The sequence below is a fragment of the Reyranella sp. genome, assembly GCF_965279625.1.
Classification (GTDB): domain Bacteria; phylum Pseudomonadota; class Alphaproteobacteria; order Reyranellales; family Reyranellaceae; genus Reyranella.
This window is the reverse complement of sequence record NZ_OZ257251.1, coordinates 4,129,876-4,150,674: the sequence shown is the minus strand read 5'-3', so window position 1 is coordinate 4,150,674 and position 20,799 is coordinate 4,129,876. Positions and strand designations below refer to the sequence as shown.

The 20,799-nt window shown below is 66.5% G+C and carries 17 protein-coding genes and 1 riboswitch; of the genes, 5 read left to right on the top strand and 12 right to left on the bottom strand.

Annotation, left to right across the window (positions count from 1 at the left end; translation table 11 throughout):
- Window positions 1-18: 18 nt before the first annotated feature.
- From ACQY78_RS20165 to ACQY78_RS20150, 4 genes are all read right to left on the bottom strand, one after another.
- Window positions 19-3,168 (bottom strand): multidrug efflux RND transporter permease subunit, encoded by a 3,150-nt coding sequence (locus tag ACQY78_RS20165; RefSeq protein WP_428677998.1) that lies wholly within the window; start codon window positions 3,166-3,168, stop codon window positions 19-21.
- A gap of 10 nt (window positions 3,169-3,178) precedes the next feature.
- Window positions 3,179-4,369 carry an efflux RND transporter periplasmic adaptor subunit gene (locus ACQY78_RS20160; RefSeq protein ID WP_428677996.1) on the bottom strand — a complete coding sequence of 397 codons (1,191 nt, stop codon included), beginning with the start codon at window positions 4,367-4,369 and terminating at the stop codon, window positions 3,179-3,181.
- Window positions 4,370-4,622: 253 nt separating this feature from the next.
- Window positions 4,623-5,201 (bottom strand): TMEM165/GDT1 family protein, encoded by a 579-nt coding sequence (locus ACQY78_RS20155; RefSeq protein WP_428677994.1) that lies wholly within the window; start codon window positions 5,199-5,201, stop codon window positions 4,623-4,625.
- A gap of 106 nt (window positions 5,202-5,307) precedes the next feature.
- Window positions 5,308-5,410, bottom strand: a riboswitch (yybP-ykoY riboswitch).
- Between the two features lie 74 nt (window positions 5,411-5,484).
- Window positions 5,485-5,811 carry an NIPSNAP family protein gene (locus ACQY78_RS20150; protein WP_428677992.1) on the bottom strand — a complete coding sequence of 109 codons (327 nt, stop codon included), beginning with the start codon at window positions 5,809-5,811 and terminating at the stop codon, window positions 5,485-5,487.
- Window positions 5,812-5,881: 70 nt separating this feature from the next.
- Between ACQY78_RS20150 and ACQY78_RS20145 the strand changes: the two genes are divergently transcribed.
- Entirely contained in the window at window positions 5,882-6,421 is a 540-nt protein-coding gene (locus ACQY78_RS20145; protein WP_428677991.1) for a hypothetical protein, read from the top strand.
- A gap of 10 nt (window positions 6,422-6,431) precedes the next feature.
- Here ACQY78_RS20145 and ACQY78_RS20140 read toward each other — a convergent pair whose 3' ends face one another.
- Window positions 6,432-7,337: an ABC transporter substrate-binding protein gene (locus tag ACQY78_RS20140; protein WP_428677990.1), complete on the bottom strand. Its 906-nt coding sequence runs from the start codon at window positions 7,335-7,337 to the stop codon at window positions 6,432-6,434.
- Window positions 7,338-7,395: 58 nt separating this feature from the next.
- On the opposite strand from ACQY78_RS20140, the gene polA reads away from it, so the two are divergent.
- The gene (gene polA / locus ACQY78_RS20135) at window positions 7,396-10,314 is read left to right on the top strand and encodes a DNA polymerase I (RefSeq protein WP_428677988.1); all 2,919 of its coding nucleotides are present in this window, start codon (window positions 7,396-7,398) and stop codon (window positions 10,312-10,314) included.
- Window positions 10,315-10,363: 49 nt separating this feature from the next.
- On the top strand, window positions 10,364-10,981 hold the full coding sequence (locus tag ACQY78_RS20130; RefSeq protein ID WP_428677986.1) for a glutathione S-transferase family protein: 618 nt from the start codon (window positions 10,364-10,366) through the stop codon (window positions 10,979-10,981).
- A 6-nt stretch (window positions 10,982-10,987) separates the two neighbouring features.
- Here ACQY78_RS20130 and ACQY78_RS20125 read toward each other — a convergent pair whose 3' ends face one another.
- The 7 genes from ACQY78_RS20125 to ACQY78_RS20095 form a co-directional block, all read right to left on the bottom strand.
- On the bottom strand, window positions 10,988-11,338 hold the full coding sequence (locus ACQY78_RS20125) for an HdeA/HdeB family chaperone (protein WP_428677984.1): 351 nt from the start codon (window positions 11,336-11,338) through the stop codon (window positions 10,988-10,990).
- Between the two features lie 12 nt (window positions 11,339-11,350).
- A complete protein-coding gene (locus tag ACQY78_RS20120) occupies window positions 11,351-11,572 on the bottom strand; it encodes a bacteriocin (protein WP_298309171.1) in 222 nt (73 codons plus the stop codon).
- Between the two features lie 31 nt (window positions 11,573-11,603).
- The gene (locus ACQY78_RS20115) at window positions 11,604-12,521 is read right to left on the bottom strand and encodes a DUF2950 domain-containing protein (protein WP_428677982.1); all 918 of its coding nucleotides are present in this window, start codon (window positions 12,519-12,521) and stop codon (window positions 11,604-11,606) included.
- The gene (locus ACQY78_RS20110; protein WP_428677980.1) at window positions 12,518-13,687 is read right to left on the bottom strand and encodes a DUF3300 domain-containing protein; all 1,170 of its coding nucleotides are present in this window, start codon (window positions 13,685-13,687) and stop codon (window positions 12,518-12,520) included. The genes ACQY78_RS20115 and ACQY78_RS20110 overlap by 4 nt, the downstream gene beginning before the upstream one ends.
- Before the next feature lie 134 nt (window positions 13,688-13,821).
- Complete coding sequence (locus ACQY78_RS20105) at window positions 13,822-15,669, bottom strand: adenylate/guanylate cyclase domain-containing protein (protein ID WP_428677978.1); 1,848 nt, start codon at window positions 15,667-15,669, stop codon at window positions 13,822-13,824.
- Between the two features lie 50 nt (window positions 15,670-15,719).
- Entirely contained in the window at window positions 15,720-17,327 is a 1,608-nt protein-coding gene (locus ACQY78_RS20100; RefSeq protein WP_428677976.1) for a phosphoenolpyruvate carboxykinase, read from the bottom strand.
- A 175-nt stretch (window positions 17,328-17,502) separates the two neighbouring features.
- A complete protein-coding gene (locus tag ACQY78_RS20095) occupies window positions 17,503-18,222 on the bottom strand; it encodes a HugZ family protein (RefSeq protein ID WP_428677973.1) in 720 nt (239 codons plus the stop codon).
- A 120-nt stretch (window positions 18,223-18,342) separates the two neighbouring features.
- Here ACQY78_RS20095 and ACQY78_RS20090 point away from each other — a divergent pair, with 120 nt between their 5' ends.
- The gene (locus ACQY78_RS20090; protein WP_428677971.1) at window positions 18,343-19,038 is read left to right on the top strand and encodes a response regulator transcription factor; all 696 of its coding nucleotides are present in this window, start codon (window positions 18,343-18,345) and stop codon (window positions 19,036-19,038) included.
- Window positions 19,007-20,794, top strand: coding sequence for a stimulus-sensing domain-containing protein (locus ACQY78_RS20085; RefSeq protein ID WP_428677969.1), 1,788 nt, complete (start codon window positions 19,007-19,009; stop codon window positions 20,792-20,794). Before ACQY78_RS20090 ends, ACQY78_RS20085 begins: the two co-directional genes overlap by 32 nt.
- Window positions 20,795-20,799: the final 5 nt, after the last annotated feature.

Below are 20,799 nucleotides of genomic sequence, written 5' to 3'. Positions count from 1 at the left end.
GCGCGCTCCCTTGAGCCCCTATGTCGGCCGGGTCGACGCGTGAGCCGGTGCTTGGGGCGCCTCGACGACCTTCTCGCGATCGCGCGCCAGCACGCGCTGCACCACGACGAAGAAGACCGGCACCATCAGCAGGGCGAGGATGACGACGGCGATCATGCCGCCCATGACGCCGGTGCCCAGCGCCTGCTGGCTCTTGGCGCCCGCGCCGACGGCGATCGCCATCGGCAGCACGCCGCAGACGAAGGCGAAGCCGGTCATCAGAATCGGCCGGAAGCGCAGCTTGCACGCCTCCAGCGTCGCCTCGACCAGCGGCTTGCCCTGCGACCGCAGCTCCTTCGCGAACTCGATGATCAGGATCGCGTCCTTGGCGGCGAGACCGATGATCGTGACCAGGCCCACCGTGAAGTAGACGTCGTTGGGCAGCCCGCGCAGGGTGGCGGCGACGACCGCGCCGGTGATGCCGAGCGGCACCGTGAGCAGCACCGCGAGCGGGATCGTCCAGCTCTCGTAGAGCGCCGCCAGGCAGAGGAAGACCAGCAGCGCCGACAGTCCGAGCAGCAACGGCGCCAGCGAACCGGCGAGCTTCTCCTGCAGCGACTGTCCCGTCCATTCGTAGCCGAAGCCGCGCGGCAGCCGGCCGGCCAGCTTCTCCATCTCGGCGATGGCATCGCCGCTGGTATAGCCGGGCTTGGCCTCGCCGCTGATGCGGACCGAGGGATAGTAGTTGAAGCCCACGATCTGCGTCGGGCCCTTCGACCATTCGACCTTGGCGAAGGCCGAGAAGGGCACGAGCTGGCCCTGCGCGTTCTTGACGTTGTAGGCGAGGATATCGTCGGCGGTCATGCGGCCCGCGGCATCGCTCTGCACGATCACGCGCTGCATGCGTCCGCGATTGGGGAAGTCGTTGACGTAGGCCGAGCCCAGGTTGGTCGAGATGGTGTTGTTGATGTCCTCGAAGGTCACGCCGAAGGCGCTCGCCTTCTCGCGGTCGATGACCAGGTTGACCAGCGGCGCCTCGGGAAGTCCCTCGACGAAGACGTTGCGCAACACCGGGCTCGCATTGGCCGCGGCGATGAGCTGCTGGGTGGCGGCCATGAGCGCGGGATAGCCCTTCTGTCCGCGATCCTGCAGACGGAAGCTGAAGCCCGCGGAGTTGCCGAGATTGTCGATCGGCGGTGGCTGGAGCGCCGAGATCTCGGCGTCGCGGATCGATGCCATGTTGCGGTTGATGTCGTCGACGATGGCCGCAGCGGACTCGTTGGCGCCGCGCTCGGACCAGTCCTTCAGGGTGATGAAGGCCTGCGCCGTGTTCACGCCCTGGCCGAGGAAGCTGTAGCCGGTCAGGAAGGTCACGTTGTCGACGCCGTCGCGGCTGGCCAAGTAGCGTTCCACGGCCTCGACCGCCGCCTTGGTGCGATTGTAGGAGGCGTCGGACGGCGCCTGCACGTCGGTCGTGATGAAGCCCTGGTCGTCGATCGGCAGGAAGCCGCCGGGAAGGCGCACGAACGCCCAGGACAGGCAGATGAGGAGCGCGGCGTAGATCGCCATCATCCGTCCCGTCCGCTTCAGCGACCATCCCACCGTGCCGACATAGCGGTCGCGGACACCGTCGAGTTTGCGGTTGAACCAGCCGAAGAAACCGCGCTTCTCGTGCGCATGGCCGGCCGGAATGGGCTTCAGCAGGGTGGCGCACAGAGCCGGCGTCAGCGAGAGGGCGAGCAGGGCCGAGAAGCCGATCGCCGCCACCATGGTCACCGAGAACTGGCGATAGATGATGCCGACCGAGCCGGGAAAGAACGCCATCGGCAGGAACACCGCGACCAGCACCAGCGTGATGCCGATGATGGCGCTGGTGATCTGCTTCATCGCCTTGCGCGTGGCGTCCCGGGGCGACAGCCCCTCCTCCGCCATGATGCGCTCGACGTTCTCGACGACGACGATCGCGTCGTCGACCAGGATGCCGATCGCCAGCACCATACTGAACAGGGTCAGCATATTGATGGAGTAGCCGACGGCCAGCAGCGTTGCGCAGGTCCCGAGCAGCGCCACCGGTACCACGATGGTCGGGATGATCGTGTAGCGGATGTTCTGCAGGAACAGGAACATCACGACGAAGACCAGCACGACGGCCTCGGCCAGGGTCATGAGGACCTTCTGGATGGAGGCCTCGACGACCGGCGTGATGTTGTAGGGGATCGAATAGGTGATGTTGGCCGGGAAGAAGCGCGACAGCTCCTTCATCTTCGCCTCGACGGCGCTGGCGGTCGCCAGCGCGTTGCCGGTCGGCGCCAGCAGCACCGACAGGCCGGCCGTCGGCTTGCCGTTGAGGCGGGTGTTGAACTGATAGCCCATGCCGCCGACCTCGATACGCGCCACGTCGCGCAGTCGCACGGTCGAGCCGTCGGGATTGGCGCGCAGAACGATGGCGCCGAACTCCTCGGGCGAGCTGAGCTGGCCCTTCACCAGCACCAGGGTCGAAATCTTCTGATGGGCCGGGCTCGGCTCGGCGCCGAGGCTGCCGGAGGCGACCTGCGCGTTCTGGGCGTTGATGGCTCGCGTGACGTCGTCCGAGGTCAGGTTGTAGCCGACCAGCTTTGCCGGATCGATCCAGATGCGCAGCGACCGCTCGGTCGAGTAGAGGGTCGCGCGGCCGACACCGGGAATGCGGCGGATCTCGCCCAGCACGTTGCGCACCATGAAGTCGCCGAGGCCGACCTCGTCGAGGCTGCCGTCGGTCGAGTTCAGCGTGATGATCTGCAGCACCGCGCTCGAGGCTTCCTCGATCAGGATGCCCTGCTGGATCACCGCCCGCGGAAGACGCGCCTCGACCCTCTTGATGCGGTTCTGCACCTCGACCGAGGCCAGGCTCGGATCGGTGCCGGGCTCGAAGTTCGCGATGATCTCAACCTGGCCCAGCGAATCGCTGGCCGATTCGAAGTTCAGGATGCCGGAGGCGCCGTTCAGCTCCTCCTCGATCAGACGCGTGACGCTGTTGTAGAGGTTCTCGGGCGACGCGCCGGGATAGCTCGTGCTGATCGAGATCGAAGGCGGCGCGATGATCGGATATTGCGCGATCGCCAGTAGCGGGATCGAGATCGTGCCGATCAGGCAGATGAAGAGCGAAATGACCCAGGCAAAGATCGGGCGATCGATGAAGAAGCTCGGCATGGGGCGCGGCTCACCGCGTCGCGATGACGGGCGCCGCCGGACTTTCCGGTGGGGCCTCCGCGCTGATCGTGCGCGGAGTGACGACGTCACCCGCGGCGAACTTCTGGAAGCCGTCGACGATGACCCGGTCGCCCGACTTCAACCCGTCCAGCACCAGCCAGTGGCCGGCCTGCGCCGGGCCGAGCCGTACCGGCTGCACGGCGACCCGGTTGTCGTCTTTGACGACGAACACCTCGCTGCCGCCGCCGCCGTTGCGCTGGATCGCCTGCTCGGGAAGGCTGATCGCATCGCTGTCGACGCCCTGTTCGATCAGGACCCGCACATACATGCCCGACAGCAGCTCGCGATCGGGATTGAGGAAGGTGCCGCGCAGAGTGACCTGGCCGGTGGAAGCATCGACCCGAGCTTCGGAGAACAGCAACTTTCCGCTGTAGGGATAGATGGTGCCATCATCGAGCAACAGGCGGACCTTGGTCGCGTCGGGCTCTATACGCTCCAGTTCGCCGGACTGGAGCGCACGGCGCAGCTTGTTGAGCTCGCCGACCGACTGCGTGAAGTCGGCGTAGATCGGATCGAGCTGCTGGATCGTGGCGAGGTTGGTGGCGTCGTTCTGGACGACGAGCGCGCCTTCGCTGACCCGTGCGGCGCCGATGCGCCCGTTGATCGGCGCGCGGACCGTCGCATAGTCGAGATTGAGACGGGCACGCGCCACGTCGGCCTCGCGGGCGGCGACCTCGGCCCTCGCCTGCGCCACCGTGGCGACGGCGATCTCGTGCTGGGCCGTTGAGATGGCCTGCGTCCTGGCAAGCGCCGTCGAGCGCGTGGCCTGCGGCACCGCGAGGTCGAGCGCGGCCTTCGCCTTGTCGAGCGCCGCCTCGGCCGCCTGCAGCTCGACTTCGAACGGCTTGGGATCGATCTGATAGAGCGCGTCGCCCAGCTTCACGTCGCTGCCCTGGTTGAACAGGCGTGCGATCACGATGCCGGAAACACGCGGGCGGACATCGGCAACGCGGGTCGGCGCGATGCGCCCCGGCAACTCGCGCACGATCGTGCGCGGCTGCGGCGTGACGGTGAGCACACCGACCTCGGGAGGAGCCGCCTCCGGTTCGGCCGACGCCGTGGACTCCTTACAGCCCGCGAGCGCCGGCGCCCACGCGACCAAGAGAAGGGCCGCCAGTTTCCAAGGATTTCGCGCAAGCATTATGTTCTCCACCGGACGATGCGCCCGAGGCGCACAAACTCTTTTCCGCGCGGCGCGTTCCCGTGCGGATGCATTTTTTCTCGAGCGTTTCGGATCCCTAAGCGACCTTAGCCGTCATGGATGGCTCTTAAGGGCTGCCTTCTTGGTCGCTTCGCATGGTGTGAAATTCGCCAAGGAGTGTGGCGACAAAACGACGATGTGCATGAGAAGCGATATCACGATCGTGCGAGGACACGAGCCCGCCGTGACCCGCTCAGCCTCCCATCAAGCCCATGTCGAGCTTCAGCAGGGCGAGCAGGCCCAGCACGACGAAGGATGCGGCCGCGAGCGAGCGCACGAGCGTGAGCGACACCTTGCGCGACAGCACGTCGCCGAACAGCACCGCGGGCACGTTGGCGATCATCATGCCGAAGGTCGTGCCCGCCGTGACGGCAAACAGATCGTTGAAGCGCGCCGACAGCGCCACGGTGGCGATCTGGGTCTTGTCGCCGATCTCGACCAGGAAGAAGGCGATCGCCGTCGCCACGAACGCACCGGCCGCGCCCGCGACCTTCGGGCCTTCGTCGGCCTTGTCGGGGATCAGGCACCACACGGCCATCGCCAGAAACAGGATGCCCAGGATCCAGCGCATAGCGTCGGGGCCCAGCCAGGCGGCGACGGCGGCGCCGGCCCAGGCGGCGAGCGCGTGGTTGGCCAGGGTGGCGACCAGGATGCCCAGGATGATGGGAATGGGGCGGCGGTAGCGGGTGGCGAGGATCATGGCCAGGAGTTGCGTCTTGTCTCCGATCTCGGCGACAGCAACGATTCCTGAAGAGACGAGAAAAGCTTCCACGGCGAATCACATAGCGGGACCGAGCACGAACCTATGGCTTCCCGCACCGCCCGATCCCGCGGGTGAAGATGCTGGAAAGCCAAAGGTCTCGCCAAGCGCGATCCGTGAAGGACCGTCGGTCGCCGAATGCACCATGGCTCCCGAAGGACCCAAGTCTGTTGATGCATCCGCCTCTGGGGTGAGGCCGGCTACTCCCCGATGACGCGATGCTGATAGTCTCCCGCTCCGCTCATCGCAAGCCCCGGAACGTCGCGGATGTTGCGAACGCCCCGCAGGCGGTCGCTCAGGGGTGCGGACCCCACGGCGCCGCGTTCAGCAGCTTCACTTCCTGGCTCATCACCAGGGGGCGGAACTTCACCGCGAAGCCGTCGATGAAGGCGGGGTCGGCGAAGACGGCAGCCCAGTGGCTGCGCCGGTGGGCGTCGTCGTCGAATTTCCAGAGATGGACGATCTGGTTGATGGTGCCCGTGTCGCCCTGGAAGTAGCCGACGAGGTTCCTCGCGTGACCGCCTTTGTCGAGCGCCGGGAAGCCGAACTCCTGATAGAGTTTCACCGCTTCGCCCATCTTGCCGACATAAAGCGTGTAGGTCCTCAGTTCATAGAGCGACATTCCGATCTCCCCTGATGTTCTCCGCCGTCAGCATGACAAGCGCCTGCGTCACGATCTAGGCTGATCCCCCATGCCCAGCCCCCTTGACGCCGTCAGCACGTACTTTCATGCGAAGGATGGGAACCGTCCCTTCCTGATGCGCCGCGCCTTTGCCGAAGATGCCCGGCTGGAAATGGTGGTGAAGACCGACGCCATTTCCTTCCCCGGTACAGCCCGCGGATTGCCCGAACTCGAGGAAGTCCTCGTTCGACGCATTGCGACCGATTTCGAGAACGTCCATTCGTTCGGCCTGAGGCTGCCCGCGGAGTCCGACCGACGCCACTTCGCCTGCCCCTGGCTCGTCGCCATGTCGGCGAGAAGCGAAGGCGCGCTCCGGGTCGGGAGCGGACGCTACGAGTGGCAGTTCTCGTCCGACGCCAGATGCCTGGTCGAGAAGCTGATTATCACCATCGATGTGATGGAAGTCCTTCCGGCCACCGACCTCGGTAGCGTCATGGGCTGGATCACCGACCTGCCCTATCCCTGGTGCCGGCCCGACGAGGTCGTGCACGGCATGCCACGTCTCGAGGCGCTGGCGCCGGTCGAGCGCTACCTGAAGGCAATCGGCTGAAGCCGCTTCTTCACGCGCCGATCGCGTGACGGGCCAGCTTCGTGTTGATCACATCCTCGAAGGCGATGTCGCGCGACAGGATCCCCGAGGAGCGCATGGCGGCGTGCAGCCGGTCGTAGCCTTCGCGCCGGACGACCGGATCGCGGCCCCACAGTTCGAGCGCGCGATAACGGTCGATGCAGGCGGCGAACAGGTCGCGCGGGACATCGGGAAAGAACGACTGCACGACGTCCACGATTTCCAGCGACGGCGTGACGGCGAACCATTTCAGGGTCGCATCCATGCCGCGGATCATGCACGCCAGCTCCTCGGCGCGATCGGCGAGGATGCCGCGCCGCGTGACGAGGGTCGTATAGGCGGTGAGGCCGCGGCCCGCGGCGGCGTTCCAGATATGACCGGCGCCCGTGGAAACGAGATTCTCGGCGTAGGGCTGGAACACCTGCACGGCATCGAGCCTGCCTTCGCGCAGGGCAGCCTCGTTCTCGGCCATGTCCTTGTCGGTGACCCGGTCGACCTTCGCGGGATCGACGCCGGCGCGGCGCAGGTCATCCTGCAGGCAGACCCACGGCGTCGGCACTTCCGAGACCGTCGCAAGCTTCATCGACAGGAGATCGGCGAACTTGAAATCCGGGCGCGGCGTCGCACCCACCACGAAGAACGGATCGCGCGCCACCACGTCGCAGAAGCAGACGAGATCCGAGCCCGGGTCCTTGTCGCGCGCGATCAGGACGCGCAACGGCCCGCCCCACATTACGTCGACCTCGCCGGCGCGCAGCGCCCGCGCGGCCTCCAGCGGGTCGGACGAAGGCCGCAGCTCGACCTCGACCCCGGCGCGCTTGAAAGCACCGCTGGCATGGGCGGCATAGAAGGGGGCGTAGAAAAGCGCGCGGAAATTCTCGGACAGGATGATGGTCATGCACCGATCGTAACACAGCCATCTCCCGCCGCACGGCCCAGCGTGCTAGGCCTTGGGCATGGCGAAATCCAAGGCTCCCGCGACGACCCCGGCAGACGGCGACAAGCCGCTCCGCCACCTCTACCTGATCGACGGTTCGGGCTATCTGTTCCGCGCCTATCACGCCCTGCCGCCGATGAACCGGCCCGACGGGACGCCGATCAACGCCGTGTTCGGCTTCTGCCGCATGCTGGTGGCCGACCTGCTGGACAATCCCGAGATCGACCATATCGCGATGATCCTCGACGCCGGCAGCGTCACCTTCCGCAACCAGATCTACGACAAGTACAAGGCCAACCGGCCCGATCCGCCGGAAGACCTGATCCCGCAATTCCCGCTGATCCGCGAGGCCGCGCGTGCCTTCAACGTCACGGTGTGCGAACTCGAGGGCTACGAGGCCGACGACCTGATCGCGACCTACGCCCGCATGGCCGTCGAGGCCGGCGGCACCTGCACGATCGTGTCCTCCGACAAGGACCTGATGCAGCTGGTGCGGCCGGGCGTCGAGCTGATGGACCCGATCAAGAAGGTCAAGCTCGGGCCCGAAGCGGTGTTCGAGAAGTTCGGCGTGACGCCCGACAAGGTCGTCGACGTACAGGCGCTGGCCGGCGATTCGACCGACAACGTGCCGGGCGCCCCCGGCATCGGCATCAAGACCGCCGCCCAGCTCATCAACGAGTACGGCAACCTCGAAGCGCTGCTGGAGCGCACCAAGGAGATCAAGCAGCCCAAGCGGCGCGAATCGCTCGAGAACAATTCCGAGCTGATCCGCATCTCCAAGCAGCTCGTGACCTTGCGCGACGACGTGCCGACGCCCGCCGAGCCCGAGGCCTTCGACAAGCGCAAGCCCGATCCCAACGTGCTCCTGCCGTGGCTGGAGCAGCAGGGGTTCAGGACCTTGCTGCAGCGATTCACCAGCGAACTGGGCGAGGCGAGCGCGCCGGTTGCGCCCGCCTCCGCGTCCGCGCCGGTGAAGAAGGCCGACCCCACGCCCGCCCCCGCCGCTTCTTCCTCGAAGAAGCCCAATCGGGACTTCACGGCGGCCGACTACGAGATGATCCAGGACGAGAAGCTGCTCGACGAATGGATCGCCGAGGCGACCCGGGCTGGCACGGTCGCGTTCGACTGTGAGACCGACGGGCTCGATTCCAACAATGCCGGCCTGGTCGGCGTGTCGTTGGCCCTGCTCGAAGGCCCGTGGGGCGACGTCAACTCGACGCGCCGGCGCGCCGCCTACCTGCCGCTGATGCATCGCGTCCCCGGCGCAGCCGCGCAGGGCGCGCTCGATCTTTTAGGCGATGGCGGCGACAAGGATGCGGGCAAACTGCTCGAGGGACAGATCACCTTCAAGACCGCGATCGAAAAGCTGAAGCCGCTCCTGGAAGACCCGGCGGTGCTGAAGGTCGGCCAGAACATCAAGTACGACATGGCAGTCTTCCGCCGGCATGGCGTCGAGATCGGCCCGGTCGACGACACCATGCTGATCTCGTTCGTCCTCGACGCCGGCAAGAACAACCACGGCATGGACGAGCTGGCCGAGCTGCATCTCGGCCAGAAGACCATCAAGTTCTCCGACGTGGCCGGCAGCGGCTCCAAACAGGTGACCTTCGACAAGGTGCCGCTCGACAAGGCGCGCGACTATGCCGCCGAGGACGCCGACGTCACCATGCAGCTGTGGGCGCGCCTGAAGCCGCGCCTCGTCCCTGAGCGCGTCACCTCGATGTACGAGACGATCGAGCGACCGCTGATCCCGGTGCTGCTGTCGATGGAAGCCGCCGGCATCAAGGTCGATGCGCTGACGCTCAAGGGGCTGAGCGCCGACTTCGAGAAGCGGCTGGCCGAACTCGAAGGCGAGATCCACAAGATCGCCGGCCGCGAGTTCAATGTCGGCTCGCCCAAGCAGCTCGGCGAAATCCTGTTCGACGAACAGAAGCTGCCCGGCGGCAAGCGCAACAAGAATGGCTCCTGGGCGACAGACGCCTCGGTGCTGGAGGACCTCGCGACGCAGGGCCATCCGCTGCCGGTGAAGATCCTGGAGCACCGCCAGCTCGCCAAGCTCAAGGGCACCTACACCGACGCGCTGGTGCGCCAGGTCGATGCCAAGACCGGCCGCGTCCACACCTCGTATCACATGACCGGCGCTGCGACGGGACGACTCGCCTCGACCGATCCCAACCTGCAGAACATTCCGGTGCGCAGCGAGGAAGGGCGCAAGATCCGCCAGGCCTTCATCGCCGAGACCGGCCACAAGCTGCTCAGCGCCGATTATTCGCAGATCGAGCTGCGCCTGCTAGCACATGTCGCCGACATTCCGTCCCTGAAGGAGGCCTTCGCGCGCGGCGACGACATCCACGCCATCACCGCCTCCGACATGTTCGGCGTGCCGGTGAAGGGCATGGACCCGCTGGTGCGGCGGCGCGCCAAGGCGATCAACTTCGGCATCATCTACGGCATCTCGGCCTTCGGCCTCGCAAACCAGCTCGGCATCGGCCAGCAGGAGGCCAAGGAGTACATCGCCAAATACTTCCAGCGCTATCCCGGCATCCGCGACTACATGGAGCGGACCAAGGACTTCGCGCGCAAGCACGGCTACGTGCTGACGCCGTTCGGCCGCAAGATCCACCTCCGGTTCATCCACGACAAGAGCCAGGGCATGCGCGCCTTCGCCGAGCGTGCGGCGATCAACGCGCCGCTTCAGGGCGGCGGCGCCGACATCATCAAGCGCGCCATGATCCGCCTACCCGGCGCTCTCACCGCGGCCAAGCTCAAGGCGAGGATGCTCCTGCAGGTCCACGACGAACTGCTGTTCGAGGTGCCCGAGAAGGAACTCGACAAGACCAAGGACGTGACCCGCAAGATCATGGAAAGCGCCGCTTCGCTCACGGTGCCGCTCGTCGTCGACACCGGCGTCGGCGACAACTGGGCGGCGGCGCACTGACAGGATTCGTCAGCGAAATACTCGTCGTCGAGCCATTGAGAGGAATGCCATGAAAATCTGGGGCCGTGCCAATTCGATCAACGTGATGAAGGTGCTGTGGTGCGCCGACGAGTGCGGACTCAAGTACGAGCGCACCGACGTCGGCGGGGCGTTCGGCGGCAACGACCAGAAATGGTACCTCGACATGAATCCCAACGGGGTCGTGCCGACCATCGACGCGGGCGGGCGGATCATCTGGGAAAGCAATTCGGCGGTGCGCTATCTCGCGGCCAAGCACGCCGCGGGCACGCTATGGCCCACCGATCCCGGCCTGCGCAGCGAGGCCGACCGCTGGATGGACTGGCAGCTCAGCACCATCGGCGAGCCGATGCGCCTCGCCTTCTGGGGCCTGATCCGCACGCCGCCGGAGAAGCGCGACATGGCGGCAATCGGGAAAGCCGCCGCAGAGGCGGGCAAGCTGTTCGGCCGGCTCGACGGCTGGCTCGCGGGCAAGCGCTACGTCGCGGGCGACCAGTTCACGATGGGCGACATCCCGGTCGGCTGCTTCGTCCATCGCTGGTATGCGCTGGAAATCGAACGCCCGGACCTGAAGAACGTCCGGGCGTGGTACGAGCGGCTCACGACGCGCCCGGCCTATGCCAAGCACGTCATGATCAAGCTGACCTGAGGGCCGCTACTTGCGCTTAGGGAGCTTCGAGCTCTCGGCCACGACGGCGCGGTCGACCACCGTGAACAGGTAGGCGTCCGGCGACAGGGTACAGCCGCCGCGCACCAGATGGGCGAGCTGGGCGCCCTGCTCGCCATCGGGAATCATGACGCCGCGTACCCGTGCCGAATGCTCCGCGAGGAACACCGCCAGCGCCTTGCGGGCTTCCGGATTCATGGCATGCGCTTCCCGGCAGGTGATGTAGGCCGCCTGGTCGAAATTGAGCGGCGGCATGGCGGCCTGCTGGGCGGACGCCGAGACGGCGATGGCGCTGCCGACCGAGAGGGCACCCAGCGCGAGGAGAAACCTGGAGGTCATATGGATCTCCCCTTACTTGCTGTTGCCAATGGCGGTGCCACCGATATAGCCGACCGCGCCGCCGATCAGCCCGGCGCCGACCACCGCGCCGAAGCTGCCGCCGGTCGCCAGGCCGATGCCGGTGCCGGCCGCGGCGCCGACCAGCGCGCCGGTCTGGCCGTCCGACAGGTTGCTGGTGTTGCAGCCACCGAGGAAGCCTGCGGCCACCACCAGCGTCAGGATCTTCGTCTTCATCATACCTCTCCCCTTCATGACGACGCTTCCGTTACGGAGGCGTCATGTCCGCCTTCACCCAACCCTTATCAGGATTGAAGGTGTTGATCATGCCGGCCTTTTGCGCCGTCTCGGGTCCGAGATCCTGCTGATAGACCTCGCCCTTGTAGTCGACGATGAAGGTCATCACCCCGGTCACGCCGTAGCGCACCGGCCAGGCGATGGCGCCGAAGCCGCCCATCATGCGGCCGTTGACGATGTAGTCGCGGGAGCCGCCCGGGGCCGCAGCGCCCTGAGCGTAGAGCAGACGGAAATAGTAACCGTAGTGGCCGTCGGGGGAATTGCCATCAGCCTGGGCGCGGGCAACTGCCGGCCCGAGCGGGCTCTGCGGCTCGCCCGGCTTGGCTTCCCAGTAGAGCCCGTCCTTGCGGCCGGGGCTGCTGAGCAGGCGCCGTGCGTAGACCGGCGAGCCGGTCTTCATCGGATCCATCGCTGCGTAGTCACGCTGCGCATCGACGATGGCCAGCATCGTCTGCACCACGGAGGCCTCGTCATGGCCGATCTGGCGCAGGCGCATCTCACGCCAGCCGGCGACCGGATCGAAGCGCCATTCCGCGCCGTCCTTCACGAGCGGGATGGGCAGCGTCCAGCCAGCCTTGCCGGCCATGATGGTCGCCTTGTCGCCCGAGACCTTGACCTCGTGGCTTTCGTCCCAAGCGGTGAGATAGGCCTTCCGGCGCTCCTCGCGCTGCTCGGACGTCGTCGGAACGAACTCACCCCATTGGGGTCCCAGCAGGGTGCCCAGAGCTTTCTGGTCGCCCTTGCGGACCGCATCGGTGAAGGCATTGGCGGCCGCATCGGCCGTCGGGAAACCCTGAACCTTCGTCGCCTGCTGGGCGATCGCGCCGCCAGCTAAGCCGACGAAAACGGCCAGTGTGAGGAGGCCGCGCCGGAACATCGTGCCGCTCATCGCCGTCCTCCGCCAAACCTTTCACCACCACCGCCACGGTCGCCACCGCCACCCCAGCTGCGGTTGCCCCAGGATTGGCTGCCGCGGTCGAAGTCGCGGCTGGCGCCGCTGCCGCCGCGGTTGATGTCGCCGAACGCGCCGCGGTCGCCGGCTGTCCGATTCTCGAAGCTGCGATTTTCCGCCGGCCGATTCTCGGCAGGCCGGGCCTCGGCGCCGCGATTTTGCGCGCCTGCCGCGCCGCGCCCGTCGAGCTGGCCGCGGAACTGTTCGCGCTGTGCTGCCGAATCGGGGCGATGCTGGCCGAATTCCTGCCGCTCGGCGGGCGTGCGGTAGGGCACGCCGTCGCGATGCGACGGATCGTGGTTCCACTGGCCGTTGCGATAGCGGTCTGCGTTGAAATTGTTGGTGATGCTGGTCGCCCGGTTGACGTTAACCGTCGTGTAGCTGTTGCCCCAGCCGCCGCCGCCATACCCCCAGTGCCAGCCGCCGAACATCGCCGCACCCGCGGCAACGCCCAGACCGAACATCATGCCGCTCATCAGCGCCGCGCCGTAGTTGGGCGGCGGCGGATAATACGGGGGCGGATAGGCCGGATAGGGCCAAGCGCCGTAGGCCCAGGCCGGGTTGTAGTAGGGAACGTAGAGAACTTCGGGATTGGCCGGCTCGATGACGATCGCGTTGGCGCCGCCGCTCGACTGCGTCGTCACCTTCTGCTGCGACGTCGACTTCAGATTGCCGGCGGCCTCCGCCTTGGCGCGCAGGCGCTGGACCGCGGTCGCGACGTCCTTCTGCTGGCCGATCATCGCGTCACCCAGCTTCTGGGTCCAGTCGAGCTGGTTGCTCATCATCTGCAGCGTCTGCGGAAACGCGACCAGCGACTTCACGCTGACGTCCCAGCTCTTGTCCTTCACCGCCGCGACGGCGGCGTCGCCCTTGAGGTTGGGGTTGGCCTGCGACCAGCGCGCCGCCTCGACGACCTCGAGCGGATAGGTCGCGGCCATCAGCACCTGCGACAGCAGCGCGTCGGGATAGAGGGCGATCGGCGCCAGCATCTGGTCGAGCTGTTCGGTCGTGAAGGGCTTGTTGGAGTCCTGCGCGTGCAGTCCGTGGAAGGGGACAAGAGCGAGCGCGGCCGTCGACAATGCAAGAAGTTTGCGTCGTTCCATGTGCGGCTCGTTCCTTGAAAATTGCCAACTGAGAGGACGTCGGCACATTACCGGCGAAGACCATATCCCGTCCAGCGCACCGCCCGTCGCATCAGGCGCCCCCTGCACGAGACGCCCCCTACATGAGACGCCCTCTACATGAGACGATAGACCTGCTCCGGCTCGTCCCGGCCCTTCACGTGCCGCAGCTCCGGCTTGGGCAGATCGCCCAGCACTTCGGGGTGCTTCATCGCCGCGATCGTGTCGCCGCTCACCAGGACGATCACATCATCGTCGTCGGTCATGAACTCCTTGCCGAGCTGTTCGAAACGCTGCGCCACGTTCACGGTGTCGCCGACCACGGTGTAGTTGACCCGCCCCGGCGCGCCGATATTGCCCACGATCACCGGCCCCGAATGTATGCCGACGCGCAGGCGGACGGCCTTGTGGCCGGCCGCGATGCGCTGAAGATTGTCCTCATGCACGACGCGCCCCATCTCGAGGGCGGCATGAACCGCGTGATCGGCATGATCCTCCATCGTCGAAAGACCGCCCCACACCGCCATCACGCAGTCGCCGATATACTTGTCGATCACGCCCTGATCGTTCTCGATGCAGCTGCCCAGCAGGGCGAAATGATGGTTGAGCATGTCGGCCGTTTCCTGCTCCGGCAGCTCCTCGGCCTGGGGCGTGAAGCCCACGATGTCGGTGAACATCACGGTGACGACCCGCCGGCGCGACGCCACCGCATCCTCGCCCAGTTCCATCAATCCGAACACGAGACGGCGCGGCACATAGGCGCCGAACCATTTCAGCGCCCCGCGCGCCTTGTCGAGGCTGTGGCCGGCATCGTCGATCTCGCGCAGCCGTGACTTGCGATGGAACGGCTCGTCGAACTTGAGCTGCTCGATCAGCTCCGCGGCCGAGGTCAGGGTGCGGATGGACCGCGCCATACTGAGCCCCATCACCAGCGCCAGCAGCGCGGCGACGGCCAGCGTGATTCCGCCGACGATGGCCCCGTTGGTCAACCGGTCGAGGTCGCCGGTCGCGTCCTCGATCGGGAAATACTGCCCGACCAGCCAGGGCTCCGGCCCGAACCGCCTGAGCTCGCGATAGACGAACACCCAGCGCCGACCGCCCTGCTCGACGACGTGACCCAGCGATCCCAAGGCGCGGTCGATCTGCGGCGACCGCACGGGCGGGTCCCAGATCTTGGCGAGGACCGGATCGTCCACCTCCTTGATGGTGGGCAGGGGCCGCGTCTCGGAGAGGCCGAGCCCGCGGGGATCGATGAGCCGGCGCGCGGCCAGCACATGGTCGCGGCCGACGAGGATGAAATAGCGCCCGTCGCCGCCGCGCACCGGATCGCCAATGAGATAGGAGAGATCGCCGACGGCCACCGTGGCGATCAGGCCGCCGATGAAGGCATTGTCGATGCGCCGCACCGGCGTGCGCACATTGACCACCGGCTGCTTGATGGTCTCGCTCCAGAACAGCGCGCCCCAGAATGTGCGTTGCGCCGTCTGGAGCTGACGAAAGCGCTCCATGCCCTGCGGCTGGTCGACCAGCGAGAGCGTTTCGCGCTCGATCGTGCCGTCGGGCTCGCGCACGGCGCGATGAAGCTTGAGATCGAGCGTGGCGAAGCCGACCGCCGAGACGGCGGGCACCTGCTGCATCATGACCGCCAGAAGCTCACGCACTGCGACCGGCGATTCGATGTCGATGCGGCCGCCCGCGGCGAGGGCCGCGATCAGCTCGAGCTGCTCGCTCACCGGATCGAGTCGGCTGCGGACCAGCGCCACCTGGGCATCGACCACGCGGGCCGCACGATCGACCAGCAGCCGATCTGCGGTGCCGGTCGCGCCGGCCAGCACGACGATGTAGGCGACGCCGGAAATGAGCGAGAGCGAAACGAAGGCAAGCGCCAGCGCGGCGACCATCGGCAGCCGCCAGGGGCGGCGCACGGCGGCTTTCGCAGGGGACGTTTCGGAAATCTGGCTCACGCGGCGGGCATCATAGGATGTCCGCCGCGCGGAAGCGATGTCGCGTTAGGTTACGCGGCGGCGCGGATGGCCGACTTGTTGACCTTGTCGTCGACGTGGCTCTCGAACTGCTGGAAGTTCTTCTCGAAACGCTGGGCGACGTCGCGCGCGGCGCTGTCGTAGGCCTTCTTGTCCTTCCAGGTGTTCTTCGGGTTCAGCACCTCGCCTGGCACGTCGGGGCAGGCGCTCGGCACCTGCATGCCGAAGTGCGGATCGGTCGAGGAAGAGACGGACGCCAGCGTGCCGTCGAGCGCCGCCCGCACCATGGCGCGGGTATGTCGGATCGACATGCGCTCGCCGACGCCGAACCCGCCGCCCGACCAGCCGGTGTTGACCAGCCAGCACTTCACGTTCTGGCGGGCCATCTTCTCGCCCAGCATCTTGGCGTAGACGGTCGGATGACGCGGCATGAACGGCGCGCCGAAGCAGGTCGAGAAGGTCGCCTGCGGTTCGGTCACCCCCTTCTCGGTGCCGGCGACGCGCGCGGTGTAGCCCGAGAGGAAGTGGTACATCGCCTGCTCCGGCGACAGGCGCGAGATCGGCGGCAACACGCCGAACGCATCGGCCGTCAGCATCACGATGTTCTCGGGCGTGCCGGCGATGCCGGAGGTCGACGCGTTCGGGATGAAGTCGAGCGGATAGCAGGCGCGGGTGTTCTCGGTATGGGCGCCGTCGTCGAGGTTGAGGCGGCCGGTCGCCGGATCGATCACGACGTTCTCCAGCACCGTGCCGAAGCGGCCGGTGGTGGCATAGATCTCGGGCTCGGCCTCGCGGCTGAGCTTGATCACCTTGGCGTAGCAGCCACCTTCGAAATTGAAGAGGCTGTCCTCGGCCCAGCCATGCTCGTCGTCGCCGATCAGCGTGCGCGTCGGATCGGCCGACAGCGTGGTTTTGCCGGTGCCCGAAAGGCCGAAAAAGACCGCGACGTCGCCCTTCGGACCGATGTTGGCGGAGGCGTGCATCGGCAGAACGTTCTTGTCCGGCAGCAGGTAGTTCAGGATCGTGAACACCGACTTCTTGATCTCGCCGGCATACCAGGTGCCGCAGATGGCCACGACACGTTCGGTGAAGTTCACCAGGATGGCGCAGTCCGACGCCGTGCCGTCCAGCTTCGGATCGGCCTGGAAGCCCGGCAGGTTCAGGATGGTGAATTCCGGCTTGAAGCCCTCGAGTTCCTCGGGCTTCGGGCGCAGGAACATGTTGCGGGCGAAGAGATTGTGCCACGCGGTCTCGTTGACCACGCGCACGCCGATGCGATGGGCGGGATCGGCGCCGGCCCAGCAGTCGCGCACGAACAGGTCGCGGCGCTGCGCATAGGCGATCATGCGGTTGTAGAGAGCGCGATAGCGGTCGGGCGTGATGGGCTTGTTGGTCTTGCCCCAGTCGATGCGGCCCTTGCTCTCGGAATCCTCGACGATGAATTTGTCGTTGGGCGAACGACCGGTATGGATGCCGGTACGAACCACCAGCGCGCCGCCATCCGCCACGACGCCTTCATGCCGGCGAATGGCTTCCTGGTAGAGCGCCGGAACCTGGAGGTTCCAGTAGACATTGCTCAGGTTCTTGAGACCGAGCGCTTCCAGTCCAAACTTGGGTACGATGAAGCCCGCCTGATGCACAGCGTTTCTCCTGCTTTCCGGCCGATCCGAATGGCAAAGGTGTTTCGATACTATTGCGCTACTGGCAGGGCCGCGATGAGGCAAGTCCCTTGCGACAAGTTAGTATCGCCACACGTGTGGATCGGCCTTCGCACTCGCGAGAAGAATGCTGCGACGCGAAACCGATAGCGGTCGATCAGGGCATTGCGCGCGCCTTGCCGACCAAGCCGACCAGACTCTTTCGCGCCTCGCCGGCGGATTGCAGCGGCGCATCGAAGGCGAGGCGGGCCACGTCCCCGGCGCGCCGCAGATCGATGCCCTCGGGATCGATCCCCGTCATCTTCCAGCCGTCGCCGGCCCGGCCGATCAACTTTCCGGCATAAAGCTGGATGGCATCCGAGTGATCGGCATTCATATGGTCGACGATGCCCGCCTCGGCCTCGGCAAGGCCCGGAGCGAACGGCGGAGCGAGTTCGGCCGCATCGATCCAGCGGATCTTGCCGAAGCCGCCCACCAGATGGGCCCGCTCCACCGTGACGCGATAGAAGTTGAAATCCCGGAATCCCGCATAGAGCGCGGCGTCCGGATGGCGCGCAAGGAAGCGCGCCTTCAGCCGTTCGTCGGGGGTCCGCTCGGCGCGTCCCAGCACGGTCGCCCGCGGGCCCGTCAGCGGCTGGTCGAGCCCGCCGGTCCCGTCGAACAGCAGGGAGACGCGACCGTCCGCCTTGATTGCCCTGGTGTGTTCAGCCATATCGCTCAGCAGAAGGATCGGCGAGAGGTCGTGATCGACCGCCACCAGCACCAGGGAGACATAGGGCCAGCCGGCCGGTTCGTCTGGCAAGAGAGTGGCGAGAGAAGCCCGGTCGAGAGCGCGCAGCAAGGTGCGCACGGTGCGGGGCATATCGTCCTGGGTCATTTTCGGATCAAAAAAGCCGCAATTGTTCGTTGAATATCGTGGACCGGAAGGCGGCGGCGGCGGCCCGGTCTATGATAGCATGATATAAAAGCCGTTGTCCGCTGCAGGAGAAGCCAAGCCGTGCGCAAGAACATCGCCCTCGTTGACGACGACCGCAACATCCTCACCTCGGTGTCGATGCTGCTCGAAGCCGAAGGGTTTCAGATCAAGACCTATAATGACGGTGCATCGGCTCTGGAAGGCCTCAACCAGTCGCCTCCCGATCTCGGCATCTTCGACATCAAGATGCCCCGCATGGACGGCATGGAACTCCTGAACCGCATTCGCAAGACGCAGCAGTTCCCGGTCATCTTCCTCACCTCCAAGGACGAAGAGATCGACGAGGTGCTGGGCCTGCGCATGGGCGCCGACGATTTCATCCGCAAGCCTTTCTCACAGCGCCTATTGCTCGAACGCATCCGCGCCGTGCTGCGTCGCGCCGATGTCGGCGGCGCCAAAGGCGAGGCCGCGGCCGAGCGCATCGTGCGGGGCGAGCTGATCCTCGACCCAAGCCGCCATCAATGCACGTGGAAGGGCAAGGAGGTGCATCTCACGGTCACCGAGTTCCTGCTCCTCAAGTCGCTCGCCGAGCGGCCTGGCCACGTGAAGAACCGCGACCAGCTGATGGACGCGGCCTACGGCGAGACGATCTACGTCGACGACCGCACCATCGACAGCCACATCAAGCGCGTCCGCCGCAAGTTCCGCGAGGTCGATGGCGAGTTCGAGCAGATCGAAACGCTGTATGGCATCGGATATCGATACCGCGACTCCTGAGCCCGGCGCGCATCCGCTCGGGCAGAAGACGCTAAGCTCCCGGATTGCCGCGGCTCTCGGCCGGCTGTTCCCGCGCGCGGTACGCAAGGGACCGGCGTCGGCTGTCGCCGACTCGCCCTCGCTCCTGCGCCGTCGCCGCAGCGTGAGCCGCGGCTACTCCCCGCTCACGCGGCGTATCCTGCTGCTCAATCTCATTCCGGTGGCGCTGCTGACCCTGGGCGCCGTCTATCTCAGCGACTACGAAGAAGAGCTGATCGACAGCGAGCTCGCCTCGTTGCTGGTGCAGGGCGAGATGGTGGCTGCCGGCATCGGCGAGGTCGCGGTGGTCGGCGGCGAGTCCACGGTCAATCGCATGGACGCCGACGCCGCACGCCAGCTCCTCACACGGCTGGTGCGGCCGACCGGCGTGCGGGCGCGCCTGTTCAGCGAGACCGGCGAGCTCCTGGCCGATTCGGCGATGCTGAACGATCTGGGCCGCATCCACGTCGTGCCGCTACCGCCCCCCGAGGTGCCCGTCGAAGCTGAACCCGAGTACAGCATCGGCGAGCGCGTCAGCGACTGGATCGCGCGCCAGCTGTCGCGCGTCGACCACTATCCCGAATATGTCGAGAAGCCGGTTCCGACCCTGCGCGATTTTCCGGAGGCGGCCAGCGCCCTGCGCGGCTTCAACGCGTCGGCGGTGCGCAGCGCCGGTCAGGGACGGCTGCTGCTGAGCGCCGCAGTCCCGGTCCAGCGCTACAAGCAGGTGCTGGGCGCCATTCTCCTGACGCGCGACAACCGCGCCATCGCCGCCTCGCTGCGCGAGGTCCGCTACGACATGCTGACCATCGCCGCGGCGGCACTGGGCATCACCGTGCTGCTGTCGCTTTACCTGGCCGGCACCATCACCCAGCCGATCGTGCGGCTGGCGCGTGCCGCCGACGAGGTCCGGCTGGCGCGCGAGAGCCGGCCGGAAATTCCCGACCTCGGCAAGCGCGGGGACGAGATCGGCGACCTCAACGAGGCGCTGCGCTCGATGACCGAGGCGCTGTGGCTGCGCATCAACACGATCGAGAGTTTCGCCGCCGACGTCGCCCACGAGCTCAAGAATCCGCTGACGTCGCTGCGCTCGGCCATCGAGATGGCGGGGCATCCCAACCTGGATGCCGAACGCCGCGCCAAGCTGATGGCGATCGTGATGGACGATATCAACCGGCTCAACCGGCTGATCTCCGACATCTCCGACGCCTCGCGGCTCGATGCCGAACTGATGCGCGGCGAGGTGAAGCCGGTCGACCTCGACAAGCTGCTGCGCGACATGGTCCATCACTATGCCGCAACGGCCAATCAGAAGTCCGGCGTCGAGGTCGAATTCCGGGTCGCAGCCAACCCGCCTTTCATGGCGCACGGGCACGACGGCCGCTACGGCCAGGTGTTCCGCAACGTCATCGACAATGCGCTGTCCTTTGCGCCGTCGGGCTCGCGCATCCTCGTCGAACTCGGCCGCGAATCGCGGAACGGCCCCTTCGTCGTCACCATCGACGACGAGGGAAAGGGCATTCCCGAGGACAATCTCGAATCGATCTTCCAGCGCTTCTACTCGGAGCGTCCGACCGAGCATTTCGGCCAGCATTCCGGTCTCGGTCTGTCGATCTGCCGGCAGATCGTCGAAACCTATGGCGGCACGATCGCGGCCACCAATCGGCACGGCCCCGACGGCAAGGTGCTGGGCGCGCGCTTCACGGTGCGGCTGCCCGCGGCCAGTGGCCGCAAGTGACGCCC